Here is a 16,173-nt window from a genome sequence, read left to right as displayed (position 1 = left end):
TTCGGAAGGTCATACTACACTCGGTTATTGATTATCAATAATCAATGATGGAAACGCGCTGGCCCTCCACCCCTCCCTCCGACTGCCCATTTCCGCCCTCGGAGCAGTTCGACGGGCTGATCTTCACCGGTCGGGACGCCGAATACACGCATGCCGACACATGGTATCCAAGCTGGGCATCGGACGACAATCTGTATTCGCCGTGGACCGATGGCAATTTTGAATACCCCCGGACACGCCCGTTCCATGAGGCCGGCGCGGTAGAGTGCAGCTCGAAGCTCGACAACCCGGCGAACGCCGGCAAGGGCGACAAGTCCGGCACCGGCCAGGCCAAGATCATCGGCGACGACCCGCTCAATCTCAAACTGGTGAATCTGGGCATCCACTACGCCTCGCCCCTTCCCTATGGCGGGCGCTATCCGTGCGGCAGCCTGGTGTATGACGGCGTGTGGTATTACGGCACATACTGCCTGGATGAAACCGATCGCGGGTTGAATTGGGATGTGCTTGGCCCGTTCGTGGGTTTCCGCATCTCGCGCGACTACGGCCTCACCTGGGAGGAGTGCCCCCACACACCCGCTAGCCCGATCTTCGGCGAATCCGGTAAGAACGGAGCGAAGGTGAAGATCGGCGCACCGCACTTCGTGGATTTCGGCAAAAACATGGCTTATTCGCCAGATGGCAAGGCTTACCTGGTCGGCCACGGCGCAACACGACCAGACGCCGAACTGGCCTGGATCGCCGGCGATCAGGCCTATTTGATTCGCGTGACGCCCGCGCCGGAGAACATGAACGACCCGGCCAAGTACGAATTCTTCGCCGGTCACGATGCTTCGGGCGAACCGATCTGGAGCCTCAATTTCAGCGAGATCAAACCGCTGATCGAGTGGAACGGACGCGTCGGTCACGTGACGATCACCTACAACCCACCTTTGCAAAAATATCTGATGTGCGTCACGGATGGCTGGCCCACCATCAGCACGATGAATACCTTTTTGCTCGAATCCGACGCCATCACTGGCCCATGGCGGCTGATCACATTCATGGAGAAGTTCGGCGAGCAGGGATACTTTGTGAACATCCCCTCGAAGTTCATCGGCGCTGACGGCGAGACGTTTTGGCTATGCTACTCAGCCAATTTCACCAACCAGCCTGGCGTATTCGGCACACGGTTCGAAGCCAACCCGCCAGGCAGCCGCTACGGTATGTGCCTGCAAGAAGTCCGGCTCCAGCGCCGAACATGAAGGATCATAGAAGATGCAACGCCAGACGATGGAAGACCTTCGGCCTGTGAAGAACGACGCAGTCAGCCGCTCGCTGGCTCACCAGATCATGCAACGGCTTCGGACCGAGATCATCCACGGCAAACTAGCACCTGGCGAGCGCCTGGTCGAACTCGATATCGCGCGGCGCATGGGTACCAGTCAAGGGCCAGTGCGTGAGGCGCTGCAAATGCTCGAACGCGACGGCCTGGTTGAGCGACGCGCCCATACCGCCACCTTCGTCGCGCCAATGTCGTTCGACGACATGTACGAGCTGTTCAAGATCCGAAGCTGGGTGGAAAGCTATGCCATCCGACGTGCCGCAAAGCGCATCACCGATACTGATTGCGACATGCTCGATGGGTTGATCGCCGACATGCGCCACGCCGGCCTCCGCGATGACATGGTCGCGCTCGTCGAGCACGACATGGCCTTTCACCGGCACCTGTGCGAATGGTCGGGCAGCCCCACCGTGGTGCAAATGTGGATGCCGCTCTATGCACAGATTCAGCGCTTCATCGCTCAGAACCATCCACTCCATTTCAAGCGGCTGGCCGACATCGCCGACACCCATAATCCGATCGTCGCTGCCTTGCGCAAGCGCAGGCCGGCTGCCGCCGCACGCGCCGTGCGCGAGCACATCATGCTGATCTGGTCCATGATGGAGCGTCGCAATCTCCGAACGAGCAAGGCACATACATGCCGGCCCAAACGCCACGCGAGCGCCCAGTCGTGAAGGGGGTGGGCAATGCGCGCTGCCCGTCTCAAATACGGTGTCGCTTTCACACCATCGCTTGACATCGCCTGCTGGATCATTAAGATCTTCGGCATCGTTGCCGGTAGCGATACCGGCCATAAACCGATGGCTACATCCACCCACCACGTCACGATCGCGGACATCGCCCGCGCCGCCAGCGTGTCAGTCTCGACGGTATCGCGCATCCTCAACAACAAGCCCGATGTGGCCGAAGAAACACGCCAGCGTGTGCAAACCGTCATCGCTGAGCTGGGCTTCACGCCACACGCCCATGCGCAACGACTGGCCGCCGGCCGGAGCCGCGCCATCGCCCTGCTCTTCCCTGATGCGCAGCTCAGCCTGATGCGCGAAGAGTTCATCCTCGGCGCGGCCAAAGCTGCCAGCGACGCCTCATACGCGTTCTACCTGATAACGAGCGCCCCCTCGCGTCACCAACTCGCGGCGCTCTGCCGCAGCGCGCTGACCGATGGCATCATCCTGATGGAGATTCACCTGCGCGATTGGCGCGTGAGCTACCTGAAACGGCTCGGCTTCCCGTTTGTCATGATCGGTCGCTGTGCGAACAACAACGGGATCAGCTTCATTGATATGGACTTCGAGCGCGGCATCGCACAAGCCGTGGAACACCTTGTCAAGCTGGGACACCGCAAGATTGCCCTACTCGCCTCTCCCGACGACGTATACGAGCGTGGCTATGGGCCGGCGGTGCGCAGCCGCGACGGCTATGTGCAAACTTGCGCGCAGCTTGGCCTGCCGGCGATCCTCGCGCCCGCCAACGACACGCAAGCGGAGTTGGCCGAAGCGACGCATATGCTGCTTGATCGTCATCCCGATCTCACGGCGATCGTCTCGATGCACGGCGATACGACGATCGCGGTATATCGCGCACTCGAAGCGCGCAACCTGCGCATCCCAGAAGATGTGTCGGTGATCGCGTTCATCACCCGCCGCGCGGCGGAGCTATTCACGCCGCCGCTGGCCGCCATAGACTTTCCGGCTTACGACTTCGGCTATCAGGCCGGGCGCATGCTCATCGCACAACTCCAGGGCTCCGGCAACGTGGAGCACATCCTCCCTTCACCGCAGCTCATTCTGCGCCGGAGCATCGCCCCGCCGCGCACGTCGAGACCAAACGGCTCGGCCTGACAATCGCACGGATCACAAAGGGAGGGATGCCTATCGAGGATCGCTATTGCTCTTTTGCGCAAGACCCGATGCAAGCGTTCAATTTCAGCTCAAGATTAGACACAGCCCAGTAACCAAGAGGCTGTTACTTCAAAAATCCAGGAGGATTCCATGACTGTTGATGGTCATCTCGGCCGCGTTGGTGTTGGTGATCTGCGTCGTGCTGTTCAATCGCCATAGGCTCGGCGCGCACGTCGCCATCGTCGGCGACAATCCAGAGAGCGCCAAGGAGATGGGCATCAACGTGGCGCGCACCAAGACCCTTACCTACGTCATCGTCGGCCTGTGCGCAGCGTTTGCCGGCGTGTTGTCTTAGTTGATCAACAACACCTGGTGGCCGACGGCCGGCGATGGCTACCTGCTGCGCACGCTGGCCGCGGTGTTCATCGGCGGCACACCCACATGGGGCGGCGTCGGCACGGTCATCGGCGCGGTATTCGGCGCCATGTCGGTCGGCTTCATCGAGACCGGCCTCATCGGTGCAGGCCTGACTGCTTTCTGGACGCAGTTCGCATACGGACTGGTGATCATCCTGGCGCTCATCGGTCATCGCTTCAATCGGGGACGCTATCGCTAATCCTGTTTCCTTGCAGCCAAATGAATATCTTCACCCAGGAAGGTCAAGCGCTAATCGTGCGCTTTGCCGAAGAAACTGTGCGCATCGAACCTTGGGGCGACCATGCCCTGCGCGTGCGCGCTACGCCGAATCCATCCTTCACCGACGATCATCTCTCCGCGCTGTTGCCGCCGATGCGCACATCCGCGGACGTGCGCATCGAGGGCAACCGCGCCCTGGTGCGCAACGGCCGCATCGCCGCCGAAGTCATCGTGCGCAAGCCGCTGGATTGGGTAGATGCCAGCGGCATGGACATCGGCTTGCGCTTCCTCGACGCAGAAACCGGCGCTGAGCTGCTGGCCGAGGAGTCCTACCATCCCTCCTGGCCGCCGCCGCGCTGCTTCCGCTCCGTGGGCGATGATCTGTGGCGGTTGGAAGCGCGCTTCCGCGCCTACGCGGGCGAGCGCTTCTACGGATTGGGCCAGCATCAGCATGCTCTGCTCAACCAAAAGGGCGCAGTGATTGACCTGATCCAGCTCAACGGCGAGGTGAGCATCCCCTTCTTGCTCAGCAATCGTGGCTACGGCTTTCTGTGGAACAACCCGGCTGTGGGACGCGTTGAACTGGGCGCCAACGGCACCCGTTGGACTGCCGAAGCGACGGCGCAACTCGACTATTGGATCACCGCCGGCGCCACTCCCGCCGAGATCGTGCGCAACTACACCGCGGTGACCGGTCGCGCCCCGATGCTGCCGGAATTCGCATCGGGCTTCTGGCAATCCAAGCTGCGCTATCGCACCCAAGATGAGCTGCTCCGCGTGGCCCGCGGCTACCAAGAGCGCGGCTTGCCCCTTTCGGTCATCGTGATTGATTTCTTTCACTGGACCAAATACGGCGACTGGCGGTTCGATCCGAACAATTGGCCCGACCCCGCCGGCATGGTGCGCGAGTTGGAAAGCATGGGCGTCAAAACCATGGTGAGCGTGTGGCCGGCGCTCAACCCCGACAGCGCCAACTTCCACGTCGCCATGCGCGCCGGATGGCTGCTGCGCACCCTGCGCGGCCAACCTGCCCACATGAACTTCCACGACCAATACACCGATGCCCGCGTGTACCTCGCCTACTACGATGCCACCCACCCCGAAGCGCGGCGTTTCATCTGGGAGCAGGTCAAACAAGGCTACTACGACCACGGCATCAAGGTGTACTGGCTGGATGCCTGCGAGCCGGAGATGTATCCGGTGCAATACGACAATCTGCGCTATCACGCCGGCGACGGCCGCGCCGTGGCCAACATTTACCCCTTGCGCCATGCCCAGGGCTTCTACGAGGGGATGCGCGCGCAGGGCGAATCAGAGATCGTCTTTCTCGCACGGTCGGCATGGGCCGGCAGCCAACGCTACGGCGCCGCCGTGTGGAGCGGCGACATTCAATCCACCTGGGAAGCCTTACGGGCGCAGGTGCCCGCCGGCCTCAACATCGGCCTGAGCGGCATCCCGTGGTGGACGACCGACATCGGTGGTTTCTACGGCGGCGACGTGACATCCGACGACTTCCGCGAGCTGATCGTGCGCTGGTTTCAGTATGGGGCGTTTTGCCCGCTCTTTCGCTTGCACGGTTACCGCAAACCGTATGGGCCGATCACCGCCAGCGGCGGCCCCAACGAAGTGTGGGAGTTCGGCGAGCGCGCCTACAGCATCATCCGCGACGTGATGTTCATGCGCCAGCGGCTGCGCCCATACGTGATGCGCCTGATGCGCGAGGCCCACGAGCACGGCGACCCGCCCATGCGGCCGCTGTTCTACGTCTTTCCGGCAGACGCCGACGCTTGGGCCGTGGAGGATGCTTACATGTTCGGCCCGGATCTGCTGGTGGCGCCGGTGCTGCACCCCGGCGCTGTGCAACGCGAGGTATATCTGCCGCAAGGCGCGCACTGGACCGACGCTTGGAGCGGCCAAACGTTCGCCGGCGGCCAAGCGGTCCGCGTTGACGCGCCGCTGGAGCGCATTCCGCTCTTCCTGCGCGACAACGCCCAACTGCCGATTCAAGCATCATCCGTCATCCAGTCACATGATCGAGCCGAGGCGAAAATGCGGCCATGAAAATCACCGCCATCAAAACTTGCGTGGTCAACGCCGAGATGCGCAACTGGGTATTCGTCAAAGTGGAGACCGATCAGCCTGGCCTCTTCGGTTGGGGCGAAGCGTCGCTAGAATGGAAGACGCGCGCGGTCGTCGGCGCCATTGAAGACTTCGCCCCGATGCTGATCGGCGAAGACCCCCAGCGCATCGAGTTCCTTTACCAGAAGATGTATCGTCAGAGCTTCTGGCGCGTCGGCGTGATCGGCCTGAGCGCGATCAGCGGGATCGAGCAGGCGTTGTGGGACATTCGCGGCAAGATGCTCGGCGTGCCGGTCTATCAATTGCTGGGCGGCCGGGTGCGCGACAAGGTGCGCATGTACACCCACCTCGGCGGCGGGGACATGCGCGCCGTGTATGAGACACAATACAGCGCCGACCCCCAACCGTTCATAGACCTGGCCCTGGAAGTCGTGGCGCGCGGCTACACCGCGGTGAAGGTGCTCATCACCCCACCCACCGAGACGCTGAACAGCATCGCCGCCTATCGCTACGCCGAGCGCATGATGGCGGCTATTCGAGAGGCCGTGGGCGAAGGGGTGGACATCATGATTGACTGCCACGGCCGGCACAGCGTGGCCAACGCCATCGAGTTCTGCCGCGTGCTCGCACCGTATCGCCCTCTTTTCATCGAGGAGCCGGTGCCGCCGGAGAACGTGGACGCGTTGGCCGAGGTGCGCCGCGCCTCACCCGTGCCCATCGCCACCGGCGAGCGGCGCGTGACGCGGTTCGAGTTCCGCGAGCTGTTCGAGAAGCAAGCTTGCCACGTTATCCAGCCCGACCTGTGCCATTGCGGCGGGCTATGGGAGGCGAAGAAAATCGCCGCCATGGCCGAGGCTTACTACATGGGCGTCGCGCCGCATAACCCGCTCGGGCCGGTGGCAAATGCTGCCGCGCTTCACTTCGCGCTCAGCACGCCGAACTTCCTGATTCAAGAAGACATGCTCACCGACGTGCCCTGGCGGTTCGACGTGGTGAAGCATACCCTCAAGACGGAGAACGGGTACTGGCTGCCCACCGACGCACCTGGCCTTGGCATTGAGGTTGATGAAACAGCGGCTGAGAAACATCCATTCAAGCAGGAGATCATCCACGCGACCACCGTGCGCGCACACGACGGCGCAATCCTGGACTGGTGATGCGCCGTGCGCGCTTCGCGGGTAGCCCCTGGGCCCGGCGATAATGTGCCCATGCACGAGAGCACAACCGCCCGCCGCTCCGGTCACGCCATGCGCAGGTTGCTTTCCTTTGTTGCAGCGCTGTGCATCATCATCAGCGACGCACCTGCAGCCCAAGGCCAACCCCCGCCCGTTACGCTGGTCGTCACCTCCGCCATCCTCAACGTGCGCAGCGGGCCCGGCACAAACAACCGCATCCTCGGCCAACTCGTTTGCGGCCAAACGGTTATTGCCGAGGCGCGCACAGCTGATGGCGCGTGGTATCGCATCCGCTTCAACGGCGGCTATGGGTTTGTGTCGGCTCAGTTCGCCATCCCCGGTGGCACGTGCACCAGCGCTTCGCCGATCTTGGCAGCCGGCAGCGTCCAAACCGCCACGGTTACGTCGGCGCTGCTCAACGTGCGCAGCGCCCCCCGCCTGGGCAGCGCCGTTGTGGGGCAACTCCAGCGCGGCGACGTGATCACAGTCATCACGCGGACGGCCGACGGCGATTGGCTGGAGATCGCCTACGGCGACGGCAAGGCCTATCTCTTCGCGCAGCACACCTCGCTCGGCCAGCCTCCCACGGTGACCCTCTCCCCCACTTTGCCTGCGCGCGCTGACGCTGCGCCCCGCCTCATCCTGGCCGACTATGTCATGTGGTATACGCCGGATGTGTTCGACGGCAGCAAAACCTTCGACGTGCCCGCCGCCGGCCCTTATCACTCAGACGACCCGGCCCTCATTCAACGCCACGTGCAACTGGCACAGCGCGCCTGCCTTGACGGATTCGCCGCCCACTGGCTCGGCCCCAAGGAGCCACGCACCACCCAGAACTTCAACGCGCTGCTGGCAGCCTCCAGCGGCAGTGGGCTGAAACACGCCGTGGTGCTGCTCGCCAACAGCCTACCCGGCACAACCGAGCAAGACCTGATAGACGCCGTACAATTCGTGCTGACCCAGTGGGCATCGCACCCCAGCTACGTCAAACTCGACGGGCGCCCGGTGATCTTCTTTGAAGGCATGACCCGGCCTTGGGGCGACCTGGCCGCAGCCCGAGCCGGCTGGGAGCGCATCCGCCAGGCCACCGATCCTGATCGGCGCGCTGTGTGGTTTGCCGAAGGCTTATCCACAGCCTTCAACCCGTTGTTCGATGGCCTTTACGTGTATCGGATTGATCACCGCAACAGCCCGCGCAGTTGGCTCAAACAACCCACCTACGCCGCCCGTTTGCGCAACGTCGAGCGGCAATCGGGCATGCGCCTGTATTTCGCCGATACCATTGCGCCTGGCTTCGACGACACCCGTTCACCTCTGGTGAAGTCCACCGACATGCGCATCCCCGCCCCCATCTTCGCCCGCGACCGCGGCAACGGTGATTATTACCGTGAGACATTCAGCGTAACGCCGCGAACCGGCGGTGACTTGCTGTTGGTAAAGAGCTTCAACGAGTGGATCGAAGGCACAGCCATCGAGCCGGGCCGCACGTACGGCGATCTATACCTCAACCTGACCTGTGAGTTGGGGACGGCCTATCGCGCCAACAGCTCCGCCCCAACTTCACGCAATCCCTAACCCGTTATCCCATGAACACGCTCGATCTTTCCGACAAAATCATCTTGATCACCGGCGGCGCCGGCGCAATCGGTCAAGTGATCGTGCGCAGGCTACTGGAGCACGGCGCGGCGGTGGCCGTGAACGATGTACTACCGAAAGAAGAGGTTAAGGCCATCCTGCCCCAGTCTGAGCGCCTGCGCTACTTTCAGGCCGATGCCGCTCACGCCGAGTCGGTGGCGGCGATGTTCGACGCCGTCGAATCGGCGCTGGGTCTACCCAACGTGGCATGTTGTCACGCCGGCATGGTAGCCGCTCATCCGGTCACCGCGTACCCGCTGAGCGAATACGATAAACTGATGGAAGTGAACGTGCGCGCAGCGTTCGTGGTGGCGCAGGAAGCAGCACGACGTTGGATCGCGCGGAGCGTGGCCGGCCACCTGATCTTCACCACGTCGTGGGTGCAAGACGTCCCCTGGCCGGAGATCACGCCCTACACCATGAGCAAAAGCGCCATGAAAGCCATGATGCGCGGCTTCGCGCGCGAACTGGCCGACAAAGGCATCCGCGCCAACGCCATCGCGCCGGGCATCGTCGGCGTGGGCCTGGCCAAGCGACAGTGGGACACCGATCCCAGCTACCGCGCGCGCGCTGCAAAGGCCATTCCGTTGGGCTATTTGCAGACGCCGGAAAGCGTGGCCGATGCGTTCGTCTTCCTATGCTCCGACATGGCCAGTTATATGACCGGCGCGACGCTGCTGGTGGACGGCGGGTGTAGCCTATATCCGATGGATTGAGGACGAATCGAAAATAACGATGAAGAAACTCTCTCGATATGCGACGAGCGCCGGGCCGCGATGGATGCTGGACGGTCAACCGCTCGTTGCGAGCTTTACGCTTGCTGAGCTGCTCCGACAGCCGGCCAGCACACTTTCTGACTGGCTGGCGCGACGACGAGACGACGCCGCTAGCGGCATCCAAGCACAAACGGTGCTCCCCCCCATCGAGCCGCTGCAGGAAGTCTGGGCCAGCGGCGTCACCTATCTACGCAGCCGCGACGCGCGCAAGGCGGAATCGTCGGTCGCCGATGTGTATCAAAAAGTCTACGAAGCCGAGCGGCCCGAATTGTTCATGAAAGCCGTCGGCTGGCGCGTTGTGACCGGCGGGCAACCGGTGCGCATCCGCAAAGACAGCCAGTGGAACGTGCCGGAACCGGAGCTGACCCTGGTCATTAACACGCATGGGGAGATCGTCGGCTATACGGCCGGCAACGACATGTCGTCACGCGACATCGAGGGCGAGAACCCGCTCTACCTGCCGCAGGCCAAAATCTACACCGGGGCGTGCGCGCTGGGGCCGGAGATCGTGTTGGTGGACGCCGAGGCAATGCGGGCGCTGACTGTGACGTTAGAGATTCGGCGGAACGGCGCGGTCGTCTTCAGCGGCGAGACCAACATCGCGCGCATGAAGAGGCGCCTGGAGGAATTGGTGAGCTATCTTTACCGCGAGCTGGATTTCCCCGACGGCACGTTTCTGATGACCGGCACCGGCATCGTGCCGCCGGAGAGCTTCTCGCTTCAACCAGGCGATCAGGTCAAGATCAGCGTCGGCGCGGTGACGTTAGAGAACGACGTCGCTTAACCTCCCAGGCGGCAGACCAGCAGGACTGAGCGCACGCCCGGCCGGCGCGCCATTTCACCACACGCTCAGTTCCAGCAGACGGTCCTCGTAGAACCACAAGATGGCGCGATAGAAATCTTCCTCGTCGGCCTGGGAGAGGAGCAGGTCACAGATGTCCGGTTCAAGCGCGGTCAGTTCATGGATGAGCGCCTTCTTCTGCGCGCCGCTCGGCACCGTGTCACACACGCTAAGCATCGCGCGCCAGTCGTGATCGAAGGCGCCGGCCCACACCATCAGCAGGCGTTGATGATTAAACGTGTAACGCTCTTCCTTGCCGGTGTGGGGATTGACGCGCATGAAGATCAGCTCGCCGCCCAACGGCGGCGGCCGGCGGATCAGGTTGAGCTTGCGCTTGCCGCTCAGCAGGCGCGCGCATGCGCTGCGCACCTCGTCGCGCGTTTCCCTCAGGACGCGCCCGCGCTCGTACAGGCGGTCATACAAGACACACACCAGGTGAATCAGGTTGCGCCGCTCGTCCAGTCTCCAGCGATGCATGTAGCTCATGTCTATGAAGCTGGAAGCCAACTCGCTGATGTGATAATCGCATAGGTCATCGAGCGATTGGATCTCGTGCAAGTGCGTCTCGATGAATACCAGGACGATCGCGAGGCCAAGCCAGGCCATGACGGGATCGAAACCGCGCTGGCTAACATGGCACAGGAAGTCCTCCACATCGCTCTGCGTGAGCGGCAAGTGCAAACCGAGGGCGTCATAATAGTCGCGCGCAGCAGCCATCGCGTCGTTGAGTGCATCTGCCAGCGTCGCCCCATGCCGCGCCAAAGTGGCCTCTTCCTCTGCGTCGGTTGGCATCTCGGAGAGGACGTGCATCAACAAAGCGCGGATATCCTTGGGCACGACGGCCACCTTGAACATCCGTTTACCCGGTTTGCCGTCTTTAACGCGAGAGGTGCGGCCGATGAAGAGCAACGCTCGGCGGCGCAACTCGCCCAGACAAGATGTCGGAGGCTGTTCGTCCCAGAACCAGCCGTCGCCGTCCATCGAACCAAAGTCGCGCGTCAGGTCGGCCAAGCGCATCCACCCGCCGTTGTTGATCACCCGGCGCAGGGCGCTCCGGGCGCGAGGGGGCAATTCGGCCACGCAGCGCCGGAGTTCATTCTCTGAAGTCAGGCGCGCCACCAGGGCCGTGACTTTAGCGCGCCGGCTTCCGTATTGCTCACCGCGCAAGATCAGCCGGTTCGCCTGGCAGGCAGCGTCCAACCATTTGCCGGGGAGCTTGCTGAGCGCGGTCTTGAGGGAGAGGTTGACACAGATCGCTTTGTTCTCTTCCTCGATGCGCCAGCGGTCGCCCCAGTAGCGCACCAGTTCATCCGTCAACTCGCTCGCCAGCCATGCGGCATCGAGGCCGAAATCGTCGGCGTCATCGTGACCGTCGAAGTCGCCACCGTCGAACTCGTCGTTAGACTCGGTGTGCATCAGACTCGCTCCTCCCGCTTGAAGCCCACAACACGTGCGGTTTCAAGCCTCGTGTTTGTGTACTTGCGTTTCAGCGCCAACCGACGCCTGCATTTCCATGCGCCTGCGATAGCGGTTGACGCGGTCGACGACGGCTTCGCTGCCCAACATCGCCCAAGTGGACAGCCCAAGCAATACAAACAATGGCGTCATCGCCAGCGATACGGCCATACACGCCCCGGCGATTGCCAGCAGCGTCAACGTGAACAACGGACTCGCCCCTGCCACCAACGCCGAATTGCGCAAGGCGACCCGCCAGCGCCGATCCTGTTGTTCCACGTAAAAGGCGCCGATGTAGAAATTGATCGCCACCCAGAAGAACATAGCCGCGAGCCATGCGCCCTGCACCCATTGCGCCCACACCGCGCGGTCAAACATCGCGCCATACCACCAAAAGTTGAAGATAAGCAACGCCGTAACCACGAACGCGACGAGCGCATAGAGCCACGCCTTGCGGAAGTGTTCGCGAAATGCGGCGAAATAGTGCTCCCAAGTCACTGCGTAGTCGTTCGCAATGCGGTTGCACACCGCGTATAACGCCATCATCGCCGGCGGCCCAGGGAGGATGACGATGAGGCACAGCAGCGTGAACACGTTCATCAGCACCAGGGTAAACATCTCGCCCCAGATGTCCTTGAACGTCTTCACGGCTACGCGGAAAGCGTCAATCATGCTGATGGGTATTGTAGTGGCGCGTGCCGATTGCGCGACTCGCGCTCAAAGCACGCTCACGGGGTCGACATCCACGATGAAGCCGCGCGGCACGTCCAAACCCGCCAGCAGTTCGCGCGGCGCGAGCGTGCGCGCGAGCATTTGCCAGCGATAGCGATTGTTCCGCTTGGGGAAGTACGCCGGCGCCGGGCCGATCACACCGGACTGATAGGGCGACCGGCGCACCTGGCGCGCCAGCAGCTCACACGCCCGGCGCGCCACGTCGTTGTCGGCGTCTGCGTATTCAAAGCGCACCAGCCGCGTGAACGGCGGCAGGTTCAGCATCCGTCGTTGCGCCAACTCATACGCCACGAAGCCCTGCACATCGTGTCGGGCGGCAAACGCAATCGCCGGATGCTCTGGGTTGTACGTCTGCACAATCACTCTTCCGGGCAGCAAGCCCCGCCCTGCGCGGCCGGCCACTTGTACGAGCAAGTCGAAGACGCGCTCGCCGGCGCGAAAGTCCGGCAAGAACAATCCTACGTCGGCCAGCACCACGCCTACTAGGGTTACCATCGGCAAATCGAGGCTCTTGGCGATCATCTGCGTGCCGACCAACACATCGGCCTGGCGATTGACGAAGCGTTGCAGGATATGGTCACCGCCGCCGCGCCCGGCCGAGTCGCGATCCCAGCGCAGCACCCGCGCTTCGGGAAAGCGCTGCAAGACGGCCTGCTCCACCTTCTGTGTGCCGACGCCGATGAAGCGGATACGCCGGCTGCCGCAGGCCGGACAGCGCGACGGCGTCGGCGCGACGTACTCGCACTGGTGACACTGGAGATGGGGGACCGGCGGGCAAGTGGGCGATATGGGATTGACCGCTTCCGCGTGATACGTGAGGGGTGTATCGTCGTTTGGGCAACGCAGCACATGCCCGCAGTCGCGGCACAGCACGCTGGATGCAGCGCCGCGCCGGTTGAGGAAGAGAATGGCTTGCTCGCCGCGTCGCAACGTCTCGGCCAACGCCTGCATCAGCGCGCCGCTGAACATATCGAGATTGCCGCCGCGCAACTCCGCGCGCATGTCAACGACCTGCACCGCCGGCAGGGGCTGGTAAGCGACAGCCTCGGTCTCCGGCTGCAGCACAGCCGGCACGCCCAAGCGCGCCTGCTGATCGGCGATGCGTCGCGCGTGGCCGCGCACCCGATTCGGCAATTCGAGCAGTTTCAGGCGCCCCTCGCGAACCATCTGCCAGGCTTCCAGCGCGGGCGTGGCGCTGCCGAAGATCAACGTTGCGCCGGTCAATTCGGCATAGCGCATAGCCACGTGCCGAGCATCGTAATACGGCGGAGCGGTCTGCTTGTAGGATGGGTCGTGTGCTTCGTCGAGCACGATCAGCCCGACCTGAGGCAGCGGCGCAAACAGCGCCGAGCGTGCGCCGACGACCACGCGCAGCTCGCCGGCTCGGATGCGCCGCCAGGTATCGTAGCGTTCGCCAGGCTTCAGGCCGCTATGGATGAGCGCAACCTGACCGGGGAAGCGCTCTAGGAAACGCCGAGAGGTCTGCGGCGTGAGCGCGATCTCCGGCACCAGGATCAGCGCGCCGCGCCCCTGCTCGAGGACGGCTTCGGCCGCGCGCAGATAGATCTCGGTCTTGCCGGAACCGGTCACGCCGCGCAGCAGGAACGACGCGCTGCGTGAAACATCCTTGCTCAGCTCGGGGAGCGCGATGCGCGATCGGATAGCGCGCCAGGCCTGCGCCTGATCCTCGGTGAGCGGCGGGGGCGACTTGGCCACGTAGTCCACATCAGCTAACGGATCGCGCCATTGCGCCGCGTCGCCGAGCGCGATATAACCGCGCATGGCCAACCAGCGCAAATCTTCGCGGGTCGCGCCGGTCTCCGCAAAGATCCACTCCGCGGCAGCCAAGCCGTTATGAGAGTGTAGATAGCTCAACACAGCCGCGCGGCGCGCGCGTGTCTCTGGCCTCAACTGCCGATTGGCCTGCAAATTCGCCAGGGCCAACGCCAGGGTATCGTCGCCGACGACGAGCTGCGCCAACGTGGTGCGCCTCGGCTGCGCCCGGGGCGGCTGCAGCGTAGATGCGCGCGACACCAGGCCGGTTTTCACCAGCGCCTTCAACGCGCGACGCCAGTTTGGGATGCCGCGCATCGCGCGCGCCAGCCTCGACTCGACCGACGGGCCGCGCCAATGCAACACTTTGAGCAGCCGTCTGCGCGGGTCGGCTGCGCTTGCGTCCTCGCCGTTCAAGGTCACGGCCCGCTCGCCCTCCTCCGTCAAGCGATACACATAGGCCGACCGCGGCGTGAAACCCGGCGGCGTCATGAGCGCGCAACAGCGACCGAGCGGCGCGTGATATTCGGCAGCGATCCATCGCGCGAGTTCGAGCTGCGCCGGGTTTAAAGCCGGACGCTCGTCAAGCACCGCATGGATCGGCCTGAGTTCGGCTTCGGCGGGCGTGGACGAAGCGCCCCATCCGACGACAATGCCGCTCGTCCAGCGGCGCTGCAACGGCACGACGACCGCCGAGCCGGTTGAAATTTGGCCGCGCAGACCTTCAGGGATGAGATACGTCAGCGGCTCGACGACCGCTTGCGATAGGAGCGCCACCGAGGCGACACATTGCGAGGGAGACGGGTCAGCCATGGCAGCAGGCTCACTTTGCGCAACGAAAGCCTACGTCGCGATGCGAACTGTTCGGATCGTCCTTGATGCGCCGGGTCACCCTTAGGTCGTCAGGCATATTGGTGAAGCTGCCGCCGCGCATCACGCGCTGATCGGCCTGCGGCGGGCCTTGCGGGTTGTCATTTTCGTTCTGTGCGTAGTAGTCGGGACGATACCAGTCGTTCACCCACTCCCAGACGTTGCCGGCCATGTCGTATGCGCCCATTGGGCTGCGATTGCCCAGGTACAAGCCGACAGGCGCGGTGTCCTCGGACGACGCCACGCGGGCCGGGTCGAAGTCGTTGCCCCAGGGATATCGGCGCCCGTCGTTACCCCGGGCTGCGTATTCCCACTCGGCCTCGGTCGGCAAGCGCTTGCCCAGCCAACGGCAATACTTGTCGGCATCCCACCAGGACACGTAACGCACCGGATGATCGAAACGCGAGCCGATGTTATCCACGCGCCACGTTTCGCCGAACGGTTTGCCGGCCATCTCAGCGCTGGTCTGATAATTGGTCGCCTTGACAAACTCGCGGAACTCGCCGACGGTGACTTCATAGCGGTCAATCTGATAGGCCGGCATGTTCACGAGGCGCTCAGGTCGTTCGTCTTCGGCACCGGCGTTGCTGCCCATGAGAAACGCGCCGGCGGGCATTTGTAACATCGAGCCAAGCGGGCCATCTGCGCCGCGCACAGAGAGCACGGCCGGCGGCGTGCGCAGCCGCTGCCCGGCGCGGTCGGTCGCCTGCACTTCGATGCGGAAATCGCCATTGGCCGTCGGCCGCCACCCCAAGACGGCGTTGACGCGCGTCGCGCCGTTGACAGGCCTTTCGGCGACGCGCAAGCCATCGGCGAACAACGCCACGCCGGTGATGCCGTGAGCGCTCGCGGCATATACGGCGAAGTGGAGCACGCGACCGGCCCGGGTCGGCCGCAGCCGACCGCCTTGAATCGCCGGCGACAGCACTTCGACGCCGGGCGAATCGGCTGCCCGCGATGGAGCCGGCGCGCAGGCCGAGGCCGCAACCAGCAACAACACTGCGGCGAACGTCTTGCGCATAGCGCGCATTCTAGC

Annotated in this window: 14 protein-coding genes; 10 read left to right on the top strand and 4 right to left on the bottom strand. The window is 63.4% G+C overall.

What is annotated here, in order from left to right; all coding sequences use genetic code 11:
* Nucleotides 1-44 precede the first annotated feature (44 nt).
* From GXH28_RS00895 to GXH28_RS00850, 10 genes are all read left to right on the top strand, one after another.
* A complete protein-coding gene (locus GXH28_RS00895; protein WP_169237116.1) occupies nt 45-1,244 on the top strand; it encodes a DUF4185 domain-containing protein in 1,200 nt (399 codons plus the stop codon).
* A gap of 13 nt (nt 1,245-1,257) precedes the next feature.
* Entirely contained in the window at nt 1,258-1,998 is a 741-nt protein-coding gene (locus tag GXH28_RS00890) for a GntR family transcriptional regulator (RefSeq protein WP_169237115.1), read from the top strand.
* A 12-nt stretch (nt 1,999-2,010) separates the two neighbouring features.
* Nucleotides 2,011-3,165: a LacI family DNA-binding transcriptional regulator gene (locus GXH28_RS00885; protein ID WP_169237114.1), complete on the top strand. Its 1,155-nt coding sequence runs from the start codon at nt 2,011-2,013 to the stop codon at nt 3,163-3,165.
* Between the two features lie 160 nt (nt 3,166-3,325).
* Entirely contained in the window at nt 3,326-3,520 is a 195-nt protein-coding gene (locus tag GXH28_RS00880) for an ABC transporter permease subunit (protein ID WP_169237113.1), read from the top strand.
* A complete protein-coding gene (locus GXH28_RS00875; protein WP_169237112.1) occupies nt 3,521-3,781 on the top strand; it encodes a hypothetical protein in 261 nt (86 codons plus the stop codon).
* Nucleotides 3,782-3,801: 20 nt separating this feature from the next.
* Nucleotides 3,802-5,862, top strand: coding sequence for a glycoside hydrolase family 31 protein (locus GXH28_RS00870; protein ID WP_169237111.1), 2,061 nt, complete (start codon nt 3,802-3,804; stop codon nt 5,860-5,862).
* On the top strand, nt 5,859-7,037 hold the full coding sequence (gene dgoD / locus GXH28_RS00865) for a galactonate dehydratase (RefSeq protein WP_169237110.1): 1,179 nt from the start codon (nt 5,859-5,861) through the stop codon (nt 7,035-7,037). The genes GXH28_RS00870 and dgoD overlap by 4 nt, the downstream gene beginning before the upstream one ends.
* A gap of 51 nt (nt 7,038-7,088) precedes the next feature.
* The gene (locus GXH28_RS00860) at nt 7,089-8,630 is read left to right on the top strand and encodes an SH3 domain-containing protein (RefSeq protein WP_169237109.1); all 1,542 of its coding nucleotides are present in this window, start codon (nt 7,089-7,091) and stop codon (nt 8,628-8,630) included.
* Nucleotides 8,631-8,641: 11 nt separating this feature from the next.
* Complete coding sequence (locus GXH28_RS00855; RefSeq protein WP_169237108.1) at nt 8,642-9,406, top strand: SDR family NAD(P)-dependent oxidoreductase; 765 nt, start codon at nt 8,642-8,644, stop codon at nt 9,404-9,406.
* Between the two features lie 19 nt (nt 9,407-9,425).
* Nucleotides 9,426-10,250 (top strand): fumarylacetoacetate hydrolase family protein, encoded by an 825-nt coding sequence (locus GXH28_RS00850; protein WP_169237107.1) that lies wholly within the window; start codon nt 9,426-9,428, stop codon nt 10,248-10,250.
* 54 nt (nt 10,251-10,304) lie between these two features.
* On the opposite strand, the gene GXH28_RS00845 is transcribed toward GXH28_RS00850, so the two are convergent.
* The 4 genes from GXH28_RS00845 to GXH28_RS00830 are packed head-to-tail and all read right to left on the bottom strand — an operon-like array spanning nt 10,305 to nt 16,158.
* On the bottom strand, nt 10,305-11,723 hold the full coding sequence (locus GXH28_RS00845) for a hypothetical protein (RefSeq protein ID WP_169237106.1): 1,419 nt from the start codon (nt 11,721-11,723) through the stop codon (nt 10,305-10,307).
* Nucleotides 11,724-11,765: 42 nt separating this feature from the next.
* Nucleotides 11,766-12,434, bottom strand: coding sequence for a YesL family protein (locus GXH28_RS00840; protein WP_169237105.1), 669 nt, complete (start codon nt 12,432-12,434; stop codon nt 11,766-11,768).
* 45 nt (nt 12,435-12,479) lie between these two features.
* The gene (gene priA / locus GXH28_RS00835) at nt 12,480-15,080 is read right to left on the bottom strand and encodes a replication restart helicase PriA (protein WP_169237104.1); all 2,601 of its coding nucleotides are present in this window, start codon (nt 15,078-15,080) and stop codon (nt 12,480-12,482) included.
* A gap of 10 nt (nt 15,081-15,090) precedes the next feature.
* Nucleotides 15,091-16,158 carry a formylglycine-generating enzyme family protein gene (locus tag GXH28_RS00830; protein WP_169237103.1) on the bottom strand — a complete coding sequence of 356 codons (1,068 nt, stop codon included), beginning with the start codon at nt 16,156-16,158 and terminating at the stop codon, nt 15,091-15,093.
* Nucleotides 16,159-16,173: the final 15 nt, after the last annotated feature.

Origin of the sequence: Candidatus Roseilinea sp. NK_OTU-006, assembly GCF_012931985.1 — a bacterium.
In the GTDB taxonomy this organism is placed as follows: domain Bacteria; phylum Chloroflexota; class Anaerolineae; order J036; family Brachytrichaceae; genus JAAFGM01.
The sequence above is the reverse complement of the archived record's forward strand: the minus strand, read 5'-3'. Positions and strand labels throughout refer to the sequence as shown.

Excerpts from the sequence above, each read along its gene's own strand:
- GXH28_RS00895 (WP_169237116.1), top strand. The coding sequence starts at position 45 with ATGATGGAAACGCGCTGGCCCTCCACCCCTCCCTCCGACTGCCCATTT.
- GXH28_RS00890 (WP_169237115.1), top strand. The coding sequence starts at position 1,258 with ATGCAACGCCAGACGATGGAAGACCTTCGGCCTGTGAAGAACGACGCA.
- GXH28_RS00885 (WP_169237114.1), top strand. The coding sequence starts at position 2,011 with ATGCGCGCTGCCCGTCTCAAATACGGTGTCGCTTTCACACCATCGCTT.
- GXH28_RS00880 (WP_169237113.1), top strand. The coding sequence starts at position 3,326 with ATGGTCATCTCGGCCGCGTTGGTGTTGGTGATCTGCGTCGTGCTGTTC.
- GXH28_RS00870 (WP_169237111.1), top strand. The coding sequence starts at position 3,802 with ATGAATATCTTCACCCAGGAAGGTCAAGCGCTAATCGTGCGCTTTGCC.
- dgoD (WP_169237110.1), top strand. The coding sequence starts at position 5,859 with ATGAAAATCACCGCCATCAAAACTTGCGTGGTCAACGCCGAGATGCGC.
- GXH28_RS00860 (WP_169237109.1), top strand. The coding sequence starts at position 7,089 with ATGCACGAGAGCACAACCGCCCGCCGCTCCGGTCACGCCATGCGCAGG.
- GXH28_RS00855 (WP_169237108.1), top strand. The coding sequence starts at position 8,642 with ATGAACACGCTCGATCTTTCCGACAAAATCATCTTGATCACCGGCGGC.
- GXH28_RS00850 (WP_169237107.1), top strand. The coding sequence starts at position 9,426 with ATGAAGAAACTCTCTCGATATGCGACGAGCGCCGGGCCGCGATGGATG.
- GXH28_RS00845 (WP_169237106.1), bottom strand. The coding sequence starts at position 11,723 with ATGCACACCGAGTCTAACGACGAGTTCGACGGTGGCGACTTCGACGGT.
- GXH28_RS00840 (WP_169237105.1), bottom strand. The coding sequence starts at position 12,434 with ATGATTGACGCTTTCCGCGTAGCCGTGAAGACGTTCAAGGACATCTGG.
- priA (WP_169237104.1), bottom strand. The coding sequence starts at position 15,080 with ATGGCTGACCCGTCTCCCTCGCAATGTGTCGCCTCGGTGGCGCTCCTA.
- GXH28_RS00830 (WP_169237103.1), bottom strand. The coding sequence starts at position 16,158 with ATGCGCAAGACGTTCGCCGCAGTGTTGTTGCTGGTTGCGGCCTCGGCC.